Origin of the sequence: Rhizobium sp. Root482 (assembly GCF_001426565.1) — a bacterium.
Lineage (GTDB): Bacteria > Pseudomonadota > Alphaproteobacteria > Rhizobiales > Rhizobiaceae > Pararhizobium.
On sequence record NZ_LMFA01000001.1, the window covers coordinates 466,521 to 483,411 of the forward strand.

Genomic DNA, 16,891 nt, shown 5'->3' on the forward strand with positions numbered 1-16,891 from the left:
TTTCAAGAAAGGACATTCCGATGAGGCTTCTTTCGCTTGCAACCGCATTCACCCTGACGGCCACCTGCGCCTTTGCCGCGCCCGCGGTCGAGACCGTCGATACGGACAAGGGCAAGGTGATCGCCGCCGAAAACGGCATGACGCTCTATACGTTCAAGAAGGATGAAGCAGGCACCTCCAACTGCTATGATGATTGCGCCGCGAAATGGCCGCCCTACCTTGCCGATGCCGCCGCGAAAGCCGATGGCGACTATACGCTGGTGGAACGCAAGGACGGCGCCAAGCAATGGGCTCTCAAGGGCATGCCGCTTTATTTCTGGGTTAAGGACGGCAAGAAGGGCGACGCCACCGGTGATGGCGTGGGAGGCGTCTGGGATGCCGCACGCCCCTGACGAGGGCTTCCGCGCGAAGGGGGCCACGCCCCCTTCCACGGAAACGTTCGAAAGCCAGGTTCTTTCGCTGGTGCCGGCCTTGCGCCGCTATTCCCGCAGCCTTGCCGGCTCGGATAGCGACGGCGAGGACCTGCTCCATGACTGCGTCGAGAAGGTGCTCGTGCGCCGTGGCCAATGGCGCGGGGGCAATCTGCGCGCCTGGATTTTTACCATCATGACCAACCTTTATCGCGACCGGCATCGCCGCTCCGGCCTCCATCCCTCCGTCGAACTGGACGAGACGCTGGGGCTGACTGCACAGGAGCTTTCCGCCGATCCGCTTGAAAGCACCCGGCTGCAACAGGCGTTGAACGCGCTCATCCCCGAATATCGCACCGTCCTGATGCTCGTCGTGATCGAGGAATACGGCTACCAGGACGTCGCCGATATGCTGGCCATCCCGATCGGCACCGTCATGTCCCGGCTGTCCCGAGCCCGCCGGCAGATGGCGGTGCAACTGGCCAGGAACAACATTGTTTCGTTGCGGAGACCGAAATGACGAACAACAGGAAAACGGTCACCGAAGACGATCTGCATGCCTATGTCGATGATCGCCTCGACGAGGCGCGCAAGGCCGAGGTCGAACTGTGGCTGCGCGACAATCCCGACGCCACCGCTGAAGTCAGGCAATGGCAGGCCCAAGCGGCGGCATTGAAAACCATGTTCTCCGCCTATGCGACGCCCCGCGAAGGCGACGACGAACTGCTGAAACCCGCAGGATCGGCCGGCTCGTCCTTGCCACAGTGGCGAAAGGCGGCCCTCCTTGCAGCATCGCTGGTGCTCTTCCTCTCGGGCGCGGCAGCCGGCGTCTTCGGCGGCCATCTCCTCGGCGGTCCGGCTCCGCTCGAAAGTGCTGGCGGTCTCGAAAGCCTGCCCGGCCAGTCGAAAACCGCCTTCCTCGTCTATGCCAGCGAAAAGCGCCATCCGGTCGAAGTCGGCGCCGATCAGGAAGCGCATCTCGTTGCCTGGCTGGGCAAACGCCTCGATTACCGGCTGGTTGCGCCGGATTTGAAGCCGCAAGGATTTTCCCTGGTCGGCGGCCGGCTTCTGCCGGTCAACGGCAAGGCCGGCGCCATGCTGATGTATGAGGATACCGCCGGAAAGCGGCTGACGGTCCTTCTCGGCAAAAACCCTGAAAACCGGGAAACCAGCTTCAGATTCGAATCTGCCAACGCCCTGGAAACCTTCTACTGGATCGACGGAACGATCGGCTACGCCGTCACCGGCGAACTCAGCCGCGAGAGGCTGCAGGCGGTCGCCGAGGAATGTTACCGGCAGTTCGAAAGCTGACAACCCGCCGGCACGGCCCCTGACGGCGACATTCAACGCTGCGGATCGTTCTCCAGCAGGATCGGATGTCCGTGCGGCGTCGCTTCCGCCGCACGCTGCCAGCTTTGCGTCAGCCGGTCGAGCGTGCCTTCCGAGGTAATGGACAATTCGGTGACGAGGCGCGAGAGCGCCGCGACCCAGCACTCGTAGTAATCGGCGCCATCCGGCCGGCGCCCAGGCCGGTAGAGTTCCTGCGACAGGGTTTCCGCCCATTCGCTCCAGGAAAACACACCTTTTTCGTGCAACCGCACAGTCATCGCAAAGGCTTCGGCCTGCCAGGGTTCTGCAAAGACCGGGTCGCCCTCGCCGGAGACCGGCAGCCCGGGCGATCTCGCCAGGGAATGGGACTGTTCATGGGCGTTCAAGATAGCTCTCCCAGGCGTCGATCGAAACGGTAAGCGAAGGATCGGCCCCCTCGCCCCAGATTTCCGGCGCGTCGAAGACGACGGTATAGACCCATTGCGGATTTTCGCCCTTGCCATGGGCATTGTCGTCCGGAAAGACGAAAGACCCCTGCACCGCCTCGATCACACCGATCTTGGCACGCGCATAGCGCGGCAGCCGCGTATGGGTCTGCGGGTGGAAATTCTTTGTGCGCACACGCTCGCCCACGGCAAAGGCCGGCTCTGCCGGCGCCGGACGGTCGCACGGGCCGCCGGTCGCGAGAACCGCCGCGACCCTGTCGGCCGTCAGGATGCGCTTCGGTTTCCTGCCCTTTTCCAGCATCCGCCCTTGTGAAATCTCGTCGGACGAAACAAAGCCGTGCCGCTGCAACAGCGTCTCGAGCGCCCGCGTCCAGATTTCGTAGTAGCTGGCTGAAAGATAGGTGGCAGGAGCCAAGCTCTCGCGGGCATGGCGGCTTTCGTCGATCGTCCAGGCACCGAAGGCGCCGCAGGAGAGCGTCAGGCCAAGCGCGCGTTTTTCCCAATCGGCGTGAAAGATCGGCTCGTCCTTCTCCGGCGCCACCGGCCCCATGCCGTGCTGACCGCCGAGATCCTGGGCGCCGTTCATGGCCTGTCGCCCGCATGTTCGCCGGGGGGCATCGCGACGCCTGTGCCAATCATCGAATCGCGCGTCACCAGCGCCGCCAGTGCCTCCTGCCCCAACCCGTCCGTACCGGCCGGGCGTTCGGGTATGACGATGTAGCGCAATTCCGCCGTCGAATCCCAGACGCGGATCTTTTTCTCCGCACCGAGCGCCAGCCCGAATTCTTCCAGCACGCCGCGCGGATCGATCACGGCGCGGGAGCGGTAGGGCGGCGCCTTGTACCAGACCGGCGGCAGCCCGAGCACCGACCAGGGATAGCAGGAGCAGAGCGTGCAGACGACGAGATTGTGGGTCTCCGGCGTATTGAAGACGGCGCGCATATGCTCGCCTTGCCGTCCGGCATAACCGAGGCTTTCGATCGCCCCCGTTGCATCGAGCCGCAGCCATTCGGCGAATTCCGGTTCGCTCCAGGATTTCGCCACCACATGAGCGCCGTTGCGCGGACCGACCTTTGTTTCATAGGTCTCGACAATGGCGTCGATGGCGGCCGGATCGATCAGCCCTTTCTCGGTCAGCACCGACTCCAGCGCCTTCACGCGCGCCTGCATGTCGGAAAAATGATTGTCGTGATGATCATGATCATCGTGCGGGTGGTGATGTGACGTCATGGTTTTCCGTTCCGGCATCCTGATCACTTCAGCATCGGCCAAAGACTGAGAACGAGCAAGGCCGCCATGGTGATATTGAACCATTTCAGCCGTACGGGGTCTGACAGCCAGGCCCGCAGCACCGAACCGAAGCCGGCCCAGGTGGAGACGCTCGGCACGTTGACGATCGCGAAGATGAGGCCGACGACGAGGACACTGGCCAGATAGCGCTGCTCGCTCGTATAGGTCGCCATCGCCGTCACCGCCATGACCCAGGCTTTCGGATTGACCCACTGGAAGGCCGCCGCCTGCAGGAAGGTCATCGGCGCAGCACCAGCCTTCCCCTCGGCAAGGCTGCGCGACGAGGCGATCTTCCAGGCGATCCAGACGAGATAGGCACCGCCGGCGAATTTCAGCCCGGTGTAGAGCAGCGGCACGGCATGCAACAGGGCGCCGAGCCCCAGTCCTGTTGCGATCAGAAGCGTGAGGAACCCGACGCCGATGCCGAACATATGGGGGATGGTGCGGACAAAACCGAAATTCACCCCCGATGCGAACAGCATCATATTGTTCGGCCCCGGCGTGATCGATGTCGTGAACGCAAAAAGAAACAGCGCCAGAAGCGTGTCGGCCTGCATGGAATCTCCCCCTGATGGCGTGTGCAAATTATTTGACCCTTCGCCAAAAACCACGTCAAACTTGTCACGGTGACAAGAAGGTTCAGCGCCTGCGGCGAGATTGTAGCGGTGGACGAACAATGGCTGCTGCCGGCTGCATCAACATCGTCTCCAGGCTCCTCCCGACCTGACTTCATCTGCCCGGAAAGGGAACTATTTTTCCGCCGGGAGATTGTGACATTGAACAGACAAGCGAGGGCCCCGCCGATGCAAAACCCCATTCCGATGATCTCCCTTCCCTCCGGCATCAGCGTGCCCGTGCTCGGTCAGGGCACCTGGCATATGGGCGAGAAGAAAACGAGCGCCGCCGAGGAGGCGAGAAGCCTGCGCCACGGGCTCGATCTCGGCATGACGCTGATCGACACTGCCGAAATGTATGCAGATGGCGGCGCCGAGCGGATCGTCGCCGAAGCCATCAAGGGCCGCCGCGACGATGCCTTCGTCGTCAGCAAGGTCCTGCCCTCCAATGCCAGCCGCGAGGGCACGATCCGCGCCTGCGAGGCCAGCCTGAAACGGCTCGGCACCGATCATGTCAATCTCTATCTTCTGCATTGGCGCGGCCGCTACCCGCTCGCCGAAACGGTCGAGGCCTTCGAGACATTGAAACGGAACGGCAAGATCGACGCCTGGGGCGTCTCGAATTTCGATACCGACGACATGGACGAGCTTCTCGCCGTCGCCGACGGCGCGCATGTGGCGGCCAACCAGGTGCTCTACAATCTCGCCCGGCGCGGCATCGAATATGATCTTCTGAAGGATAGCCAGGCCCGCGGCATCGCCGTCATGGCCTATTCGCCGCTCGACGAAGGCCGGCTGCTGCGCCATCCGGACCTCATTCATATCGCCAAGGCGCACCAGGCAACGGTCGCGCAGGTCGCGCTCGCCTTCCTGCTGCGCAATCCGGGCGTCATCGTCATCCCGAAGACGGCGATGCAGGAGCGCGCCCGCGAAAATCGTCAGGCGGCGGATATCCGCCTGACCCCGGACGATCTCGCCATCCTCGACAAGGCTTACCCGCCGCCGGCGCGAAAAATGCCGCTGGAGATGATTTGAGGCGGGCGACGAGAACCCGTCGCCCCTTGTGGCTACATCCCCTGCGGACCCCGGTTCATCGCGGCGATGCCGGTGCGGCAGACCTCTATCACGCCGAGCGGCTTGAGGATCGCCACGAACTGGTCGATCTTGGAGGATTTGCCGGTGATCTCGAGAATGAAATGCTCCAGCGTCGCATCGATCACCTTGGCATGGAAGGCATCGGCCAGCCGCAAGGTCTCGGCCCGGCTCTCGCCCTCGCCGCTGACCTTGACCAGCGCCACCTCGCGCTCGATCGGCCGGTCATGACCAAGCTCGGCGGCGCGCACCGTCAGATCGACGACCCGGTGGACGGGCACGATGCGCTCTAGCTGCGCCTTGATCTGCTCCAGCACATGCGGCGTACCGCGCGTGACAACGGTGATGCGCGACAGATGCGACTGGTGCTCCGTCTCCGAAACCGTCAGGCTCTCGATATTGTAGCCGCGGCCGGAAAACAGGCCAATGACCCGCGCAAGCACGCCCGGCTCGTTGTCGACCAGGACCGAAAGCGTATGATTCTCGGCTTTCTCGGTTTCCTTGGCGATGAAATAGGCCGAACCGGTCGGCTGAAGATGTGCGCTCATAATCTTGTCTCTTTTTCTATCGATTAAACCAGCGCCCTACCCTTGGCGTCGATGGCGTTTGCGACCGCCTCGTCCGTGGCCTCGTCCGGCAGGAGCATCTCGTTGTGCGCCTTGCCGGAGGGGATCATCGGGAAGCAGTTGGCGAGATTGGCGACGCGGCAGTCGAAGATCACCGGCGCCGGGCTATCGATCATCGCCTGGATCGCCCCGTCGAGATCCGCCGGCTTGTCGCAACGGATGCCGACGCCGCCATAGGCTTCCGCCAGCTTGACGAAATCGGGCATTGCCTCCGTATAGGAATTCGACAGGCGGTTGCCGTGCAGAAGCTGCTGCCACTGGCGCACCATGCCCATATACTGGTTGTTGAGAATGAAGATCTTGACCGGCAGGTTATGCTGCACGGCACAGGACATTTCCTGGATGCACATCTGGATCGAGGCATCGCCGGCAATGTCGATGACGAGACTTTCGGGATGGGCGACCTGGACGCCGATCGCCGCCGGGAAGCCGTAGCCCATCGTGCCGAGCCCACCCGAGGTCATCCAGCGGTTCGGCTGTTCGAAGCCGTAGAACTGCGCCGCCCACATCTGGTGCTGGCCGACTTCGGTGGTGATGTAGGTGTCGCGGTGCCTGGTCAGCTCATAGAGCCGCTGGATCGCATATTGCGGCATGATGACGTCGTCGTTGGCCTTGTAGGCAAGCGAATTGCGCGCCCGCCAGCGGGAAATGCCCGCCCACCAGTCGTCGAGGCGGCCCTTGTCTGCGCCCTGCGCGGAGGCACGCCACAGGCGGATCATGTCTTCAAGGACATGTCCGACATCGCCGAGGATCGGCACGTCGACGCGGACATTTTTGTTGATCGAGGAGGGATCGATGTCGATATGGATCTTCTTCGAATTGGGCGAGAAGGCCGTCAGCCGGCCGGTGATCCGGTCGTCGAAACGGGCGCCGATGCAGACCATGACGTCGCAGTCATGCATGGCGAGATTTGCCTCATAGGTTCCGTGCATGCCCAACATGCCGAGCCAGTTCTTGCCCGAGGCCGGATAGGCGCCCAGACCCATCAGCGTCGAGGTGATGGGAAAACCGGTGAGCTCCACCAGTTGCCGCAGCAGCTGGGACGCCTCCGGTCCGGAATTGACGACGCCGCCACCCGAATAGATCACCGGGCGCCGTGCATTTTTCATCAGCTCGACCGCCTCCTCGATGCGGCGCAGGTCGCCCTGGACCTTCGGCTGGTAGCTCTTCTGGATCAGCGCGGCGGAGGGCGGCGTATAGGTGCCGGTGGCGAACTGGACGTCTTTCGGAATATCGACGACGACCGGGCCGGGACGGCCGGACTGTGCGATGCGGAAGGCCTCATGGATGATCCCGGCCAGCTCGTTGACATCCTTGACCAGCCAGTTGTGCTTGGTGCAGGGCCGGGTGATGCCGACGGTATCGCATTCCTGGAAGGCATCCGAACCGATCAGCGAGGTCGGCACCTGGCCCGTCAGGCAGACGAGCGGAATACTGTCCATCAGCGCATCCTGGAGCGGCGTGACGGCATTGGTCGCGCCCGGCCCGGAGGTTACCAGCATGACCCCGACCTTGCCGGTGGAACGCGCGTAACCCTCGGCCATGTGGCCGGCCCCCTGCTCGTGGCGCACGAGGATGTGCTTGACATCCTCCTGCTGGAAGATTTCGTCATAAATCGGCAGAACGGCGCCGCCGGGATAGCCAAAAATATGCTCGACGCCATTGTCCCTCAGCGCCTGGAGAACGATTTCAGCTCCCGTCATCCGGTTGTCCTGCGCCTGGGTGTCGTCCGCCGGGCTATCCTGCGTCTGCTTGTCTGTGCCGCTCATTGACCTGTTCCGTCCCATATTTGCGATTTCTGGCTGTGCGTATCGTGTTTGAAGGCATAAAAAAAGGCCCCGTCAGGGCCTCGTGTTTGCGCATGGGTGGCTATCGCCGGATGGTTATACCATCCTGCCCATGCGCCGTCCCACCACAAGAATTGCTACGATCGTGTTCATGATCGAGAGTGATAGCCAGAAACGCCACGGGCGTCAACGCTTTTCGAAAAAGACACGAACTGGCCCTGAAACCGGCCCCGAAACGGCACGCATGCCCGCAGACACAAGCAACAACTTGTTAAATCCCTTTGGTTAATGTGCAAACTCCAGGCAGAGGTTTCGCATTGCTGAACAACGACCTTCATTCTTCGATCAGCGCCGGCGAACAGGAGCGGCGCGATACCCTGAAGCGCGGCAACCGCTTTCTCGGCCGCGTCGTCGCATGCAGCGGTTCACGCGCCACGATCGCCGCGGTGGCCGAAAAGGGCGAAACATCGCTCACCGAACTCTGGTCCGTCGGCCGATTGATTTCGATCACCGTCGGCGAGAATCGCGTCGTCGCCCTTGTCTATTCCATGCAGACCGCCACCAATGAATGGGGCGAGGAACTCGACAACGTCTTTCGCATCGAAGTGGAACTGATGGGCGAAGTCCAGGTCGGCCCCTCCGGCCGCGAGGAGTTTTCCGCCGGCATCAGCCAATATCCCTATCTCGGCGCCATCGCCCACCGCATCCGCACCGCCGATCTCGCCCGCGTCTATGAAAGCGGCAAGAACGATACCTGCATCATCGGCAAGCTGACCCAGGACGAAAGCCTCGATGCGACCATCCATGTGCCGTCGATGCTCTCCAAGCATTTCGCCATCGTCGGCACCACCGGCGTCGGCAAGTCCACGGCGGTCACCCTCCTCCTCCACAAGGCGATCGCCGCCGATCCGAAGCTGCGGGTGTTGATCCTCGATCCGCACAACGAGTTCGCCGCCGCCTTTCCCGATCACGCCGTCGTCATCGACACCGACAATCTCGACATGCCCTTCTGGCTGATGAAGCTGGAGGAATTCGCCGAGGTGATCTTCCGCGGCCGCCCACCCGTGCCCGAGGAGCTCGATATCCTGCGCGATGTCGTTCCCGAGGCGAAGAAGGCCTTCAAGGGCGAATCAAGCCTTGCACGCCGCACCAGCGAAAAAAGCTCGATCACCGCCGATACGCCGGTGCCTTACCGCATGGCCGATCTTCTCGCCATGATCGACGAGCGCATCGGGCGCCTCGAAGGGCGCAGCGAAAAACCGTTCCTGCGCTCTTTGAAGGTGAAGGTGATCGCCGCCATCAACGATCCCCGCTACAATTTCATGTTCTCGTCCAACACGATCACCGATACGATTCTGGAAACGATTGCCAAGATCTTCCGCATTCCAGGCGACGGTCGCCCGATCACCACCTTCCAGCTCGCCGGCATCCCGTCTGAAGTGGTCAATTCGGTCGCCTCCGTGCTTTGCCGCATGGCCTTCGAAATCGGCCTGTGGAGCAATGGCGGCGTTCACATGCTGGTGGTCTGCGAGGAAGCGCACCGCTACGTACCCGCCGATGCCAGCCTCGGCTTCATCCCGACCCGGCAGGCCATCGCCCGCATCGCCAAGGAAGGCCGCAAATACGGCGTTTCTCTGGGCATCATCACGCAGCGCCCGGGAGAACTCGATTCGACCATCCTGTCGCAGTGTTCGACCGTCTTCGCCATGCGTCTTGCAAATGATCTGGACCAGGAGATCATCCGCTCGGCAATCCCCAATTCGTCGATCTCGACCACCAGCTTCATCTCCTCGATCGGCAATGGCGAGGCGATCGCCTTCGGCGAAGCCGTTGCCGTGCCCATGCGCATGCGCTTCACCCGCGTCGACGAGAAGCACCTGCCGAAAGCCAACGGCGTATCGGTGAAGATTACCGACGAAACCCCAGACACGGTCGATCTGCGCTCGATCGTGTCGCGCATGCGGGCGATGAACGGGCCTGATATTTCAAATTTCCAGCAATCCTATTCGACAGGCAACGGCGGCTTGGAACGGGAGCTGATCGACGAGGACGACTATCTGGAGGAAGGCCCGGCGGAGTTCCGTCCCCCCCTCCGCACGCAGGCCAATACGGAGGTCCAGGCAGCGGCCGAGCCCTACAACCCGGCAATGCTGCCGCGCGCCGAGCCGGCCAATCCGCAGCTTGAGCGGTTCAACCAGATCCGCAGCCAGATTCTGTCCGATCAACCGCTTGCCGCACCGCCGGCCGACCCCTATCGCGCACAGCAGCGCACGCCTCCAAGCTTCGGGCAACCGGGCATGGATTCGCGGACCGATGCCTTGCGGCCTGATCCCTACCGAACGGAAGGGGCCCGGCCCGATCCATCTCGCCTCGAGCAGGCTCGGCCGGACCAGCCGCGCCCCTCCTTGCGGGAAAGCCTGTTGAAAAAGCCGCTGAGCAGCATCATCCGCAAATAGGGCATCGCTCCGGCCCACCGCCGCGCACTGGACTGATTATGCCGCCTCGGCCTGTGGATCCAGGCGCTGCCAGCTGTCGTCCAGTTGGTTGCGGAACCAGGTCATCTGCCGCTTGGCGTATTGACGGGTGGCGGCCGATGCCTTTTCGATCACCTCGTCCTTCGCCATCCGTCCTTCGAGAAGTGCCGCGATCTGCGGCACGCCGATCGCCTTCATCGCCGGCATTTCGGGTGAGAGGCCAAGGCGCAGCAGCGCCTCCACTTCCTCGATCGCGCCTTTTTCCAGCATGGCGGCAAAGCGCCGGTCGATCCGCCGGCGCAGCAGGTCGCGCTCCGGCAGCACGACGATTTTCAAAGCCCGCTCCGGCGCGACCACCGCTCGCCCCCGCCGCGCCTGGAAATGGCTGATCGGCCGGCCGGTCGCCTCGGCGATCTCCAGCGCCCGCGCGATGCGCTGGCCGTCGCTTGGTTTCAGAATGGCAGCGGTCTCAGAGTCCTTCTGCTGCAGGGCCGCATGCAGGGCGGCAGGGCCTTCCTCCTCCAGCCGGCGCCTGACATCCTCGCGGATATCGGCCGGCACCGGCGGCATGTCCGACAGGCCACCGGTCAGCGCCTTGAAATAGAGCCCCGTGCCACCGACGAAGACCGGAATTTTCCCCTCGCCGCGCACCGCCTCCAGAACCGGCTCGGCATCGCGAAGCCAGTCGCCGGTGGAATAGGCGCGTGATGCCGGGACATGGCCGTAGAGATGATGGGAGACCCCGTCCATATCGGCCTGGAACGGCCGCGCCGTCAGCACATGCAGCGTGTCGTAGACCTGCATGCTGTCGGCATTGATGACCGCGCCATTGTGCCGTTTCGCCAGTTCCACGGCGAGAGCGGACTTGCCGCTGGCGGTCGGCCCGGTTATCAGGATCGCATCCTGTCCCATCTCAAGGTTTTTCATCATGGCCTTCGTTGCCACGCTTGTTGCCAATCCGTCAAATCCGGTACTGACGCCGCCCCTGGCCGAAAAGGCGGCTCAGACTGTCGACGCGGCCGGGCTCTATTGGCTGGCCGACGGCATTGCCTGCGATATCGCGCTGAGGGACGGCGCCGATCCCGAACGGCTGGAGGCAACATTGCGCGGCGTGGTCGGCAACCTGCCGGTCGACGTCGTCGTCCAGTCGGCCGAGACGCGCCGCAAGAAGCTTTTGATCGCCGACATGGATTCCACCATGATCGGCCAGGAATGCATCGACGAGCTTGCCGCCGAAGTCGGCCTGAAGGACAAGGTCGCGGCGATTACCGCGCGCGCCATGAATGGCGAGATCGCCTTCGAGCCGGCCCTGATCGAACGCGTCGCTTTGCTTGAGGGCCTGCCGACAGGGGTCATCGGCGAGGTGATAGAAAGACGCATCACCCTCACTCCCGGCGGAAAAACGCTGGTCGCGACGATGAAGGCCAGGGGCTATCATACGGCGCTGGTCTCCGGCGGCTTCACCGTCTTCACCGGCCCGGTCGCCGCAATGCTCGGTTTTGACGAGCATCGGGCCAACCTGCTTCTCGACGAGAGCGGCCGTCTTACCGGCAAGGTCGCCGAACCGATACTCGGCAAGCAGGCCAAGGTCGATGCGCTGGAGGAGATTACGGCAAAACTCGGCATTTCCGTGGACGAGGCGCTGGCGGTCGGCGACGGCGCCAATGATCTCGGCATGCTGCAACTCGCCGGTTCCGGCGTCGCCCTGCATGCCAAGCCGGTGGTCTCCGCCCAGGCACGCATCCGCATCGATCACGCCGATCTCACCGCCCTTCTCTATATCCAGGGCTATCGAAAGACGGATTTCGTCCTTTGATCCCCATCGAGACGCCGCGCCTGCGCATCCGCAACTGGCGCGACGACGATCGGCCGCTGTTTGCCGAAATCAATAACGATCCGAAGGTGATGGAGTTTTTCCCGCGCCGGCGCTCGCGGCAGGAATCCGACGCCTTGATGGACGAGGCACGCCGGCGCATCGACGAAACCGGCTTCGGCTTTTTCGCGCTCGCACATAGGCAAACCGACGAGCCGATCGGCTTTATCGGGCTGGCCTATACCGAACTCGAGCCTTTCCTGCCAGCCGGCACGGTCGAAATCGGCTGGCGCCTTGCCCACCGCGTCTGGGGGAAAGGCTATGTCACCGAAGCCGGCGAGGCCATGCTCCACCATGGTTTCGTCGCGCATGGCCATGCCGAAATCGTTTCCTTTGCTGTGAAGCAAAATACCCGCTCGATCGCCGTCATGCAGAGGTTCGGCCTGCGCCATGATCCGGCCCGCGATTTCGATCATCCGAGGGTCCCGGCCACAGCACCGCATCTGCGGCATCACCTGGTCCATGCCATTACCCGGGATGCCTGGCTGAAACGGCAAGGGCGAGCCTGACGCCCTTTGTCTGCATCTTCAAAAAGCCGGCGCGGCCTATTCGATCCGCACCGTCACGAAGCGCAATTCGCCGGTCTTGTTGGCGATCATCAGCAGCGCGTTGCGGCGCCCGTCCGCCTTCAGTTCCTCGACCCGGGCCGAAACGTCCTCGGGCGTCGTCATTGCCTCCTGGCCGATCTCGACGATCACGTCGCCGACCTCGATCCGCCGCTCGGAGGCGGCCGATTGCGGCTCGACCTCGGTTATGACAACGCCTTCGACATCCTCCGAAATGCCATGGGCCTTGCGGCTTTCTGCGTCGAGAAGGGCAAGCTTCATGCCGAGAACCACATCGGCCCTGGGCAGGTCGCTGGCCGGCGGCTCGGCCTGGTCGGTCCCCTCCTGGGTCTGCGGATCCTGGGCGACCTCTGCTTCCGCCAGGTCCTCGCCATCCTCCAGCCGGCCGAGCGTCACCTTCACGGTCATCTCCTTGCCGTCGCGGATGATCATCACATCGACGGCCTTGCCGACCGGGCTTTCAGCGACGGCGCGTGGCAGGTCGCGCATTTCGCTGACCGCGCGGCCATCGAAGGTGACGATCACGTCGCCGGACTTGATCGCGCCGCCATCGACCGGCCCGCCCTTGATGATGCCGGCAACCAGCGCGCCCTTCGGGCTTTCCATCTTCAGGCTCTCGGCGATATCGGCCGTGACCGGCTGGATGCGGACGCCGAGCCAGCCGCGCCGCGTCTCGCCGAAATCCTTCAACTGCTGGATGACATTGCCCGCGAGTTCCGTCGGGACCGAGAAGCCGATGCCGATCGAGCCGCCGCTCGGCGAAATGATCGCCGTATTGATGCCGATCACCTCGCCCTTCATGTTGAACAGCGGGCCGCCGGAATTGCCCCGGTTGATCGCCGCATCCGTCTGGATGAAATTGTCATATGGGCCGGCATTGATGTTGCGGCCCCGGGCCGAAATGATCCCGACCGTCACCGTTCCGCCAAGACCGAAGGGATTGCCGATGGCCATCACCCAGTCGCCGATGCGCATCTGCCGGGAATCGCCGAAGGGAACGGCGGTCAGCGGCTTTTTCGGCTCCACCTTGAGCACGGCAAGATCGGTCTTGGTGTCGGTGCCGATCAGCTTGGCCTTGAGCTTCTGGCCATTGGCGAAATTGACCTCGATGTCGTCGGCGCCCTCGATCACGTGATTGTTGGTGACGATGAAGCCGGTGGGATCGATGACGAAGCCGGAACCGAGCGAATCGACCGTGCGCTGGCGGCCGCCCTCGCCACCCTGGCCCTTGAAGAATTCGTCGAAGAAATCCTGGAACGGCGATCCTTCCGGTACCTGCGGCATCGGCGCCTGGTCGTCGGATTTGACGTTCTGCGAGGTCGATATGTTAACGACGGCGTCAAGCAGCCCGGCCGCCAGGTCGGCAACCGATTCCGGGCCCCCTTGGGTCGGCGCCGGCGCCGTCGTCTGCGCCATGGCCACCGAAAGAACCGGACCGCTGGCGATCAGGAGGGCGGCGCCTGCCGCAAGCGTGGCGGAGCGGAGGAAGGAAGCGCGGATGGACATGCCCATGGGGGTCCTTTCGATCGGAACGGCACGCCGGCTGGGGGCCGCGGCCAGGAGAGTGTCTAAGCCGAAACGGAGGCGGCGCCGGGATGGTTGCATGGCCCGCCGCGCCCCAAAACCTGCCGTGAAGATAAGGCGGAACAGGGGCACGTCCAGTCATCTTTTCGTCACCGGCGCAACCCGACGATTGGGACCACCGTCGCGCTTCAGCTCATGATTTCATGGCCATGCGTCTTCAGGGCGGCAAGCGCCTTGTCGAGGTCGGAGCCTGGAATGAAGATGTAATCGGTACTGAAGGTGGAATTGGCGAAAATGCCGACGCCGGCCTCTGACAGCGGGCCGAGGATGGAGGCGAGAACACCCGGAACGTCGATGGTGAAATGCTGCTCTATGCGGAAACAGCGCCAACCGCCGGAAGATTGCACGCTCGAGGGCACCCGCGCGGCGCGGCAGACGACGGTCATCTCCTCGCGCGAACTGGAAATCGTCCAGAACCCTGCCCCGGCCACCCAGTCGGGCACCGGCGTGCCGATGGTCAGCCGCGTGATCGCATATTCCGCGTCCACAAGACGAATGAGCAATTTATGGGTCATTTTCTATCCTCGCACCCGTCAGTCCATCACTGCCGCAAACCGCATCTGCCGGGCCGGCGTCGGGCCCGTTGATCCGGACTATAATACCAATTTCACCGATGGCGACCCCGGCTCGCATTCGATTTTCATTTTCAACCATCGCAAGCCGGTGATGGCCCAGATATCGAAAAAGGGCCGGTGAAAACACCAGCCCTCGTTCATTTAAAAACTCACAACCGTTTGAAACCGTGCATGGCTTCTCAGTTTGCGGCCACCGGCGGCGTCGCCGGTGGGGTGGAAGCGCCTTCCGAATCGTTGAAATAGCGGAAGAACTCCGAATTCGGCGAGATCAGCAGCGTCGTATCCGGGCTGCCAATCGCCGAGCTATAGGCGGCCATCGACCGGTAGAACTCGAAGAACTGCTGGTCGCGGGTAAAGGCGTCGGCAAAGATCGCCGTCCGCTCCGCCTCGCCTTCACCGCGCAGGATTTCCGAATCGCGCTGTGCCTCGGCGATGAACTCCACCACCTGGCGGTCGGCCACGGCGCGGCGGGTCTGGCCCTTTTCATTGCCGCGGGCGCGGATCAGTTCGGCTTCGGCCAGACGTTCCGCCTTCATCCGCTCGAAGGTCTGCTGCGAGACTTCCTGCGTCAGGTCGGTCCGGCGGATGCGCACGTCCTCGATCTGGATACCGAGCGATTCGGCGTCGTTCTTCAGGTCGGCGCGCACTTCGCGCATCATCGAGGCGCGCTCTTCCGAAAGCGCCGATTCGAAGCCGCGAAGACCGTAGACCCGGCGCAATGCAGCGTCGAGACGGGTGGTCAGCCGCGCTTCAGCCGCCTGCCGATCGCCCGAGACGACCTGCCGGAACCGGCGTGGATCGGCGATACGATAGACGACGAAGGCGTCGACTTCGTAGAACTTGCCGCCCGAAACCTGCACGCGGATATTGTTGAGATCGAAGCGCAGCGCCTGGTCCTCGACATATTGCACGCGGTCGGCATCCATGAAGGCGAAAGGCAGCTTGAAATAGAGGCCCGGCTCGGTCTTGACGTCCTGGATCTGGCCGAAGCGAACCACGATTGCCTGCTGGCGCTCGTTGACGACGAAGATCGATGAATAGACGACCATCAGCAGCACGCCGCAGGCGATCAGGATATAGGGAAGACGATTGGTCATTACTGGGCCCCTCCCGACTGAGCGGGCTTGCCGATTTCATTGAGCGGCAGGTAGGGCAGCACGCCCTGGCCGTTCTTTTCGTCGAGAATGAACTTCTTCGACTTGCCGAGAACACCCTGCATGGTTTCGAGATAGAGCCGCTTGCGGGTTACATCCGGCGCCTTGAGGTAGGCCTCGTAGACGGAAATGAAGCGCTGCGCCTCACCCTGAGCCTCCTGCACCACCCGGCCCTTGTAGGCGGCCGCCTCTTCGCGAATCTGCGCCGCCTGGCCACGCGCCTTGCCGAGCACCTGGTTGGAATACTGGTTGGCCTCTTCGACGAAACGGTCCTCGTCCTGTTCGGCGCGCTGCACCTCGTCGAAGGCGTCGGCGACCTCGCGCGGCGGGGCGGCGTCTTCGATCGCCACCGTGTTCACGGAAATGCCGGCGCCATAGCTGTCCATGGTCGCCTGGATCGTCGTCTTGACGTCCTCGGCGATCGCCTGGCGGTTGTCGCGGAAGATGTCCTGGGCCGGACGGCGGCCGACCACTTCGCGCATGGCGCTTTCGGCGACCTGCTGCAGCGTGTCGGCCGGGTTCTCGACATTGAAGAGATAGGCCTTCGGATCGGTCACCGAAAACAGCACCGAGAACTGTACATTGACGATATTCTGGTCGCCCGACAGCATCAGGCCGGCCGCCGACTGGTCGCCGGTGCCGGATTTGCTGCCGATATTCTGCTGCTGTTCGGTGATCTTGACCATTTCCACCGTTTCCAGCGGCCAGAAATGGTAATGCAGGCCGGGCATGGAGATTTCTTCCTTCGGCTTGCCGAAGCGCATTTCCACGCCGCGCTCATCTGGCTGGACGGTATAGATCGAGTTGATCAGCACGAAGCCGACGATCAGAAGGCCGATAATGGCCGCGACGCCGCCGTTGAAGCCCCCCGGAACAACGCTCTTCAGCTGGTCCTGACCGCGCCGGAAGATTTCTTCCAGGTCAGGCGGGCCGCCATTGCCGCGGCCACCGCCGCCGCCACGCGGGCGGTTCGGTCCCTGCCCCCAGGGATTCTTGTTACCGCCGTTGTTGCCGCCACCGCCGCCCCAAGGACCACCGCCGCCGCCGTTCTGATTGCTCCAGGGCATTCAT

Annotated in this window: 18 protein-coding genes; 7 read left to right on the plus strand and 11 right to left on the minus strand. The window is 63.1% G+C overall.

Annotated features, from left to right (window positions below; all coding sequences use genetic code 11):
* The first annotated feature begins 20 nt into the window (after positions 1–20).
* Genes ASD31_RS02015 through ASD31_RS02025 form a run of 3 tightly spaced genes read left to right on the plus strand, consistent with a single transcriptional unit; the run spans position 21 to position 1,721 of the window.
* Positions 21–392: a hypothetical protein gene (locus tag ASD31_RS02015; protein WP_056328567.1), complete on the plus strand. Its 372-nt coding sequence runs from the start codon at positions 21–23 to the stop codon at positions 390–392.
* Positions 376–930 carry an RNA polymerase sigma factor gene (locus ASD31_RS02020; RefSeq protein ID WP_056328569.1) on the plus strand — a complete coding sequence of 185 codons (555 nt, stop codon included), beginning with the start codon at positions 376–378 and terminating at the stop codon, positions 928–930. Before ASD31_RS02015 ends, ASD31_RS02020 begins: the two co-directional genes overlap by 17 nt.
* Positions 927–1,721 carry an anti-sigma factor family protein gene (locus ASD31_RS02025; RefSeq protein ID WP_056328573.1) on the plus strand — a complete coding sequence of 265 codons (795 nt, stop codon included), beginning with the start codon at positions 927–929 and terminating at the stop codon, positions 1,719–1,721. The genes ASD31_RS02020 and ASD31_RS02025 overlap by 4 nt, the downstream gene beginning before the upstream one ends.
* Positions 1,722–1,753: 32 nt before the next feature.
* Here ASD31_RS02025 and ASD31_RS02030 read toward each other — a convergent pair whose 3' ends face one another.
* The 4 genes from ASD31_RS02030 to ASD31_RS02045 are packed head-to-tail and all read right to left on the minus strand — an operon-like array spanning position 1,754 to position 4,032.
* Positions 1,754–2,125 carry a nitrile hydratase accessory protein gene (locus ASD31_RS02030; protein WP_056328576.1) on the minus strand — a complete coding sequence of 124 codons (372 nt, stop codon included), beginning with the start codon at positions 2,123–2,125 and terminating at the stop codon, positions 1,754–1,756.
* Entirely contained in the window at positions 2,112–2,771 is a 660-nt protein-coding gene (nthB, locus tag ASD31_RS02035) for a nitrile hydratase subunit beta (protein WP_056328579.1), read from the minus strand. The genes ASD31_RS02030 and nthB overlap by 14 nt, the downstream gene beginning before the upstream one ends.
* A complete protein-coding gene (nthA, locus tag ASD31_RS02040) occupies positions 2,768–3,415 on the minus strand; it encodes a nitrile hydratase subunit alpha (protein ID WP_056328581.1) in 648 nt (215 codons plus the stop codon). Before nthA ends, nthB begins: the two co-directional genes overlap by 4 nt.
* A gap of 23 nt (positions 3,416–3,438) precedes the next feature.
* Positions 3,439–4,032, minus strand: coding sequence for a LysE family translocator (locus ASD31_RS02045; protein WP_056328582.1), 594 nt, complete (start codon positions 4,030–4,032; stop codon positions 3,439–3,441).
* A gap of 246 nt (positions 4,033–4,278) precedes the next feature.
* Between ASD31_RS02045 and ASD31_RS02050 the strand changes: the two genes are divergently transcribed.
* A complete protein-coding gene (locus ASD31_RS02050; RefSeq protein WP_056328585.1) occupies positions 4,279–5,124 on the plus strand; it encodes an aldo/keto reductase in 846 nt (281 codons plus the stop codon).
* A gap of 32 nt (positions 5,125–5,156) precedes the next feature.
* Here the strand turns inward: ASD31_RS02050 and ilvN are convergent, their stop codons facing one another.
* Together ilvN and ASD31_RS02060 are read right to left on the minus strand one after the other, a co-directional pair.
* A complete protein-coding gene (gene ilvN / locus ASD31_RS02055; RefSeq protein ID WP_056328588.1) occupies positions 5,157–5,729 on the minus strand; it encodes an acetolactate synthase small subunit in 573 nt (190 codons plus the stop codon).
* Positions 5,730–5,752: 23 nt separating this feature from the next.
* On the minus strand, positions 5,753–7,576 hold the full coding sequence (locus ASD31_RS02060; protein ID WP_082520367.1) for an acetolactate synthase 3 large subunit: 1,824 nt from the start codon (positions 7,574–7,576) through the stop codon (positions 5,753–5,755).
* 335 nt (positions 7,577–7,911) lie between these two features.
* Here ASD31_RS02060 and ASD31_RS02065 point away from each other — a divergent pair, with 335 nt between their 5' ends.
* Entirely contained in the window at positions 7,912–10,050 is a 2,139-nt protein-coding gene (locus ASD31_RS02065; protein WP_056328591.1) for a helicase HerA domain-containing protein, read from the plus strand.
* Positions 10,051–10,086: 36 nt separating this feature from the next.
* Here ASD31_RS02065 and miaA read toward each other — a convergent pair whose 3' ends face one another.
* Positions 10,087–10,998, minus strand: coding sequence for a tRNA (adenosine(37)-N6)-dimethylallyltransferase MiaA (gene miaA, locus ASD31_RS02070; protein WP_056329316.1), 912 nt, complete (start codon positions 10,996–10,998; stop codon positions 10,087–10,089).
* Here miaA and serB point away from each other — a divergent pair.
* Entirely contained in the window at positions 10,997–11,884 is an 888-nt protein-coding gene (gene serB, locus ASD31_RS02075; protein WP_056328593.1) for a phosphoserine phosphatase SerB, read from the plus strand. The genes miaA and serB overlap by 2 nt on opposite strands.
* Positions 11,881–12,450 carry a GNAT family N-acetyltransferase gene (locus ASD31_RS02080; protein ID WP_056328595.1) on the plus strand — a complete coding sequence of 190 codons (570 nt, stop codon included), beginning with the start codon at positions 11,881–11,883 and terminating at the stop codon, positions 12,448–12,450. Before serB ends, ASD31_RS02080 begins: the two co-directional genes overlap by 4 nt.
* A gap of 36 nt (positions 12,451–12,486) precedes the next feature.
* Here the strand turns inward: ASD31_RS02080 and ASD31_RS02085 are convergent, their stop codons facing one another.
* The 4 genes from ASD31_RS02085 to hflK all read right to left on the minus strand — a co-directional run bounded on the left by ASD31_RS02085 (position 12,487) and on the right by hflK (position 16,887).
* Positions 12,487–14,013, minus strand: coding sequence for a DegQ family serine endoprotease (locus tag ASD31_RS02085; protein WP_082520386.1), 1,527 nt, complete (start codon positions 14,011–14,013; stop codon positions 12,487–12,489).
* 206 nt (positions 14,014–14,219) lie between these two features.
* Positions 14,220–14,606, minus strand: a complete 387-nt coding sequence (locus ASD31_RS02090; RefSeq protein ID WP_056328600.1) for an ACT domain-containing protein — start codon at positions 14,604–14,606, stop codon at positions 14,220–14,222.
* 239 nt (positions 14,607–14,845) lie between these two features.
* Positions 14,846–15,763, minus strand: coding sequence for a protease modulator HflC (gene hflC / locus ASD31_RS02100; RefSeq protein WP_056328605.1), 918 nt, complete (start codon positions 15,761–15,763; stop codon positions 14,846–14,848).
* Positions 15,763–16,887: an FtsH protease activity modulator HflK gene (gene hflK / locus ASD31_RS02105; protein ID WP_056328607.1), complete on the minus strand. Its 1,125-nt coding sequence runs from the start codon at positions 16,885–16,887 to the stop codon at positions 15,763–15,765. The genes hflC and hflK overlap by 1 nt, the downstream gene beginning before the upstream one ends.
* Positions 16,888–16,891: the final 4 nt, after the last annotated feature.

Bases quoted from the DNA above. Each gene is read 5' to 3' on its own strand.
- ASD31_RS02060 (WP_082520367.1), bottom strand. From the start codon at position 7,576: ATGAGCGGCACAGACAAGCAGACGCAGGATAGCCCGGCGGACGACACC.
- ASD31_RS02020 (WP_056328569.1), top strand. From the start codon at position 376: ATGCCGCACGCCCCTGACGAGGGCTTCCGCGCGAAGGGGGCCACGCCC.
- miaA (WP_056329316.1), bottom strand. From the start codon at position 10,998: ATGATGAAAAACCTTGAGATGGGACAGGATGCGATCCTGATAACCGGG.
- ASD31_RS02085 (WP_082520386.1), bottom strand. From the start codon at position 14,013: ATGTCCATCCGCGCTTCCTTCCTCCGCTCCGCCACGCTTGCGGCAGGC.
- ASD31_RS02015 (WP_056328567.1), top strand. From the start codon at position 21: ATGAGGCTTCTTTCGCTTGCAACCGCATTCACCCTGACGGCCACCTGC.
- ilvN (WP_056328588.1), bottom strand. From the start codon at position 5,729: ATGAGCGCACATCTTCAGCCGACCGGTTCGGCCTATTTCATCGCCAAG.
- ASD31_RS02050 (WP_056328585.1), top strand. From the start codon at position 4,279: ATGCAAAACCCCATTCCGATGATCTCCCTTCCCTCCGGCATCAGCGTG.
- hflC (WP_056328605.1), bottom strand. From the start codon at position 15,763: ATGACCAATCGTCTTCCCTATATCCTGATCGCCTGCGGCGTGCTGCTG.
- nthA (WP_056328581.1), bottom strand. From the start codon at position 3,415: ATGACGTCACATCACCACCCGCACGATGATCATGATCATCACGACAAT.
- ASD31_RS02090 (WP_056328600.1), bottom strand. From the start codon at position 14,606: ATGACCCATAAATTGCTCATTCGTCTTGTGGACGCGGAATATGCGATC.
- ASD31_RS02045 (WP_056328582.1), bottom strand. From the start codon at position 4,032: ATGCAGGCCGACACGCTTCTGGCGCTGTTTCTTTTTGCGTTCACGACA.
- serB (WP_056328593.1), top strand. From the start codon at position 10,997: ATGGCCTTCGTTGCCACGCTTGTTGCCAATCCGTCAAATCCGGTACTG.
- nthB (WP_056328579.1), bottom strand. From the start codon at position 2,771: ATGAACGGCGCCCAGGATCTCGGCGGTCAGCACGGCATGGGGCCGGTG.
- hflK (WP_056328607.1), bottom strand. From the start codon at position 16,887: ATGCCCTGGAGCAATCAGAACGGCGGCGGCGGTGGTCCTTGGGGCGGC.
- ASD31_RS02025 (WP_056328573.1), top strand. From the start codon at position 927: ATGACGAACAACAGGAAAACGGTCACCGAAGACGATCTGCATGCCTAT.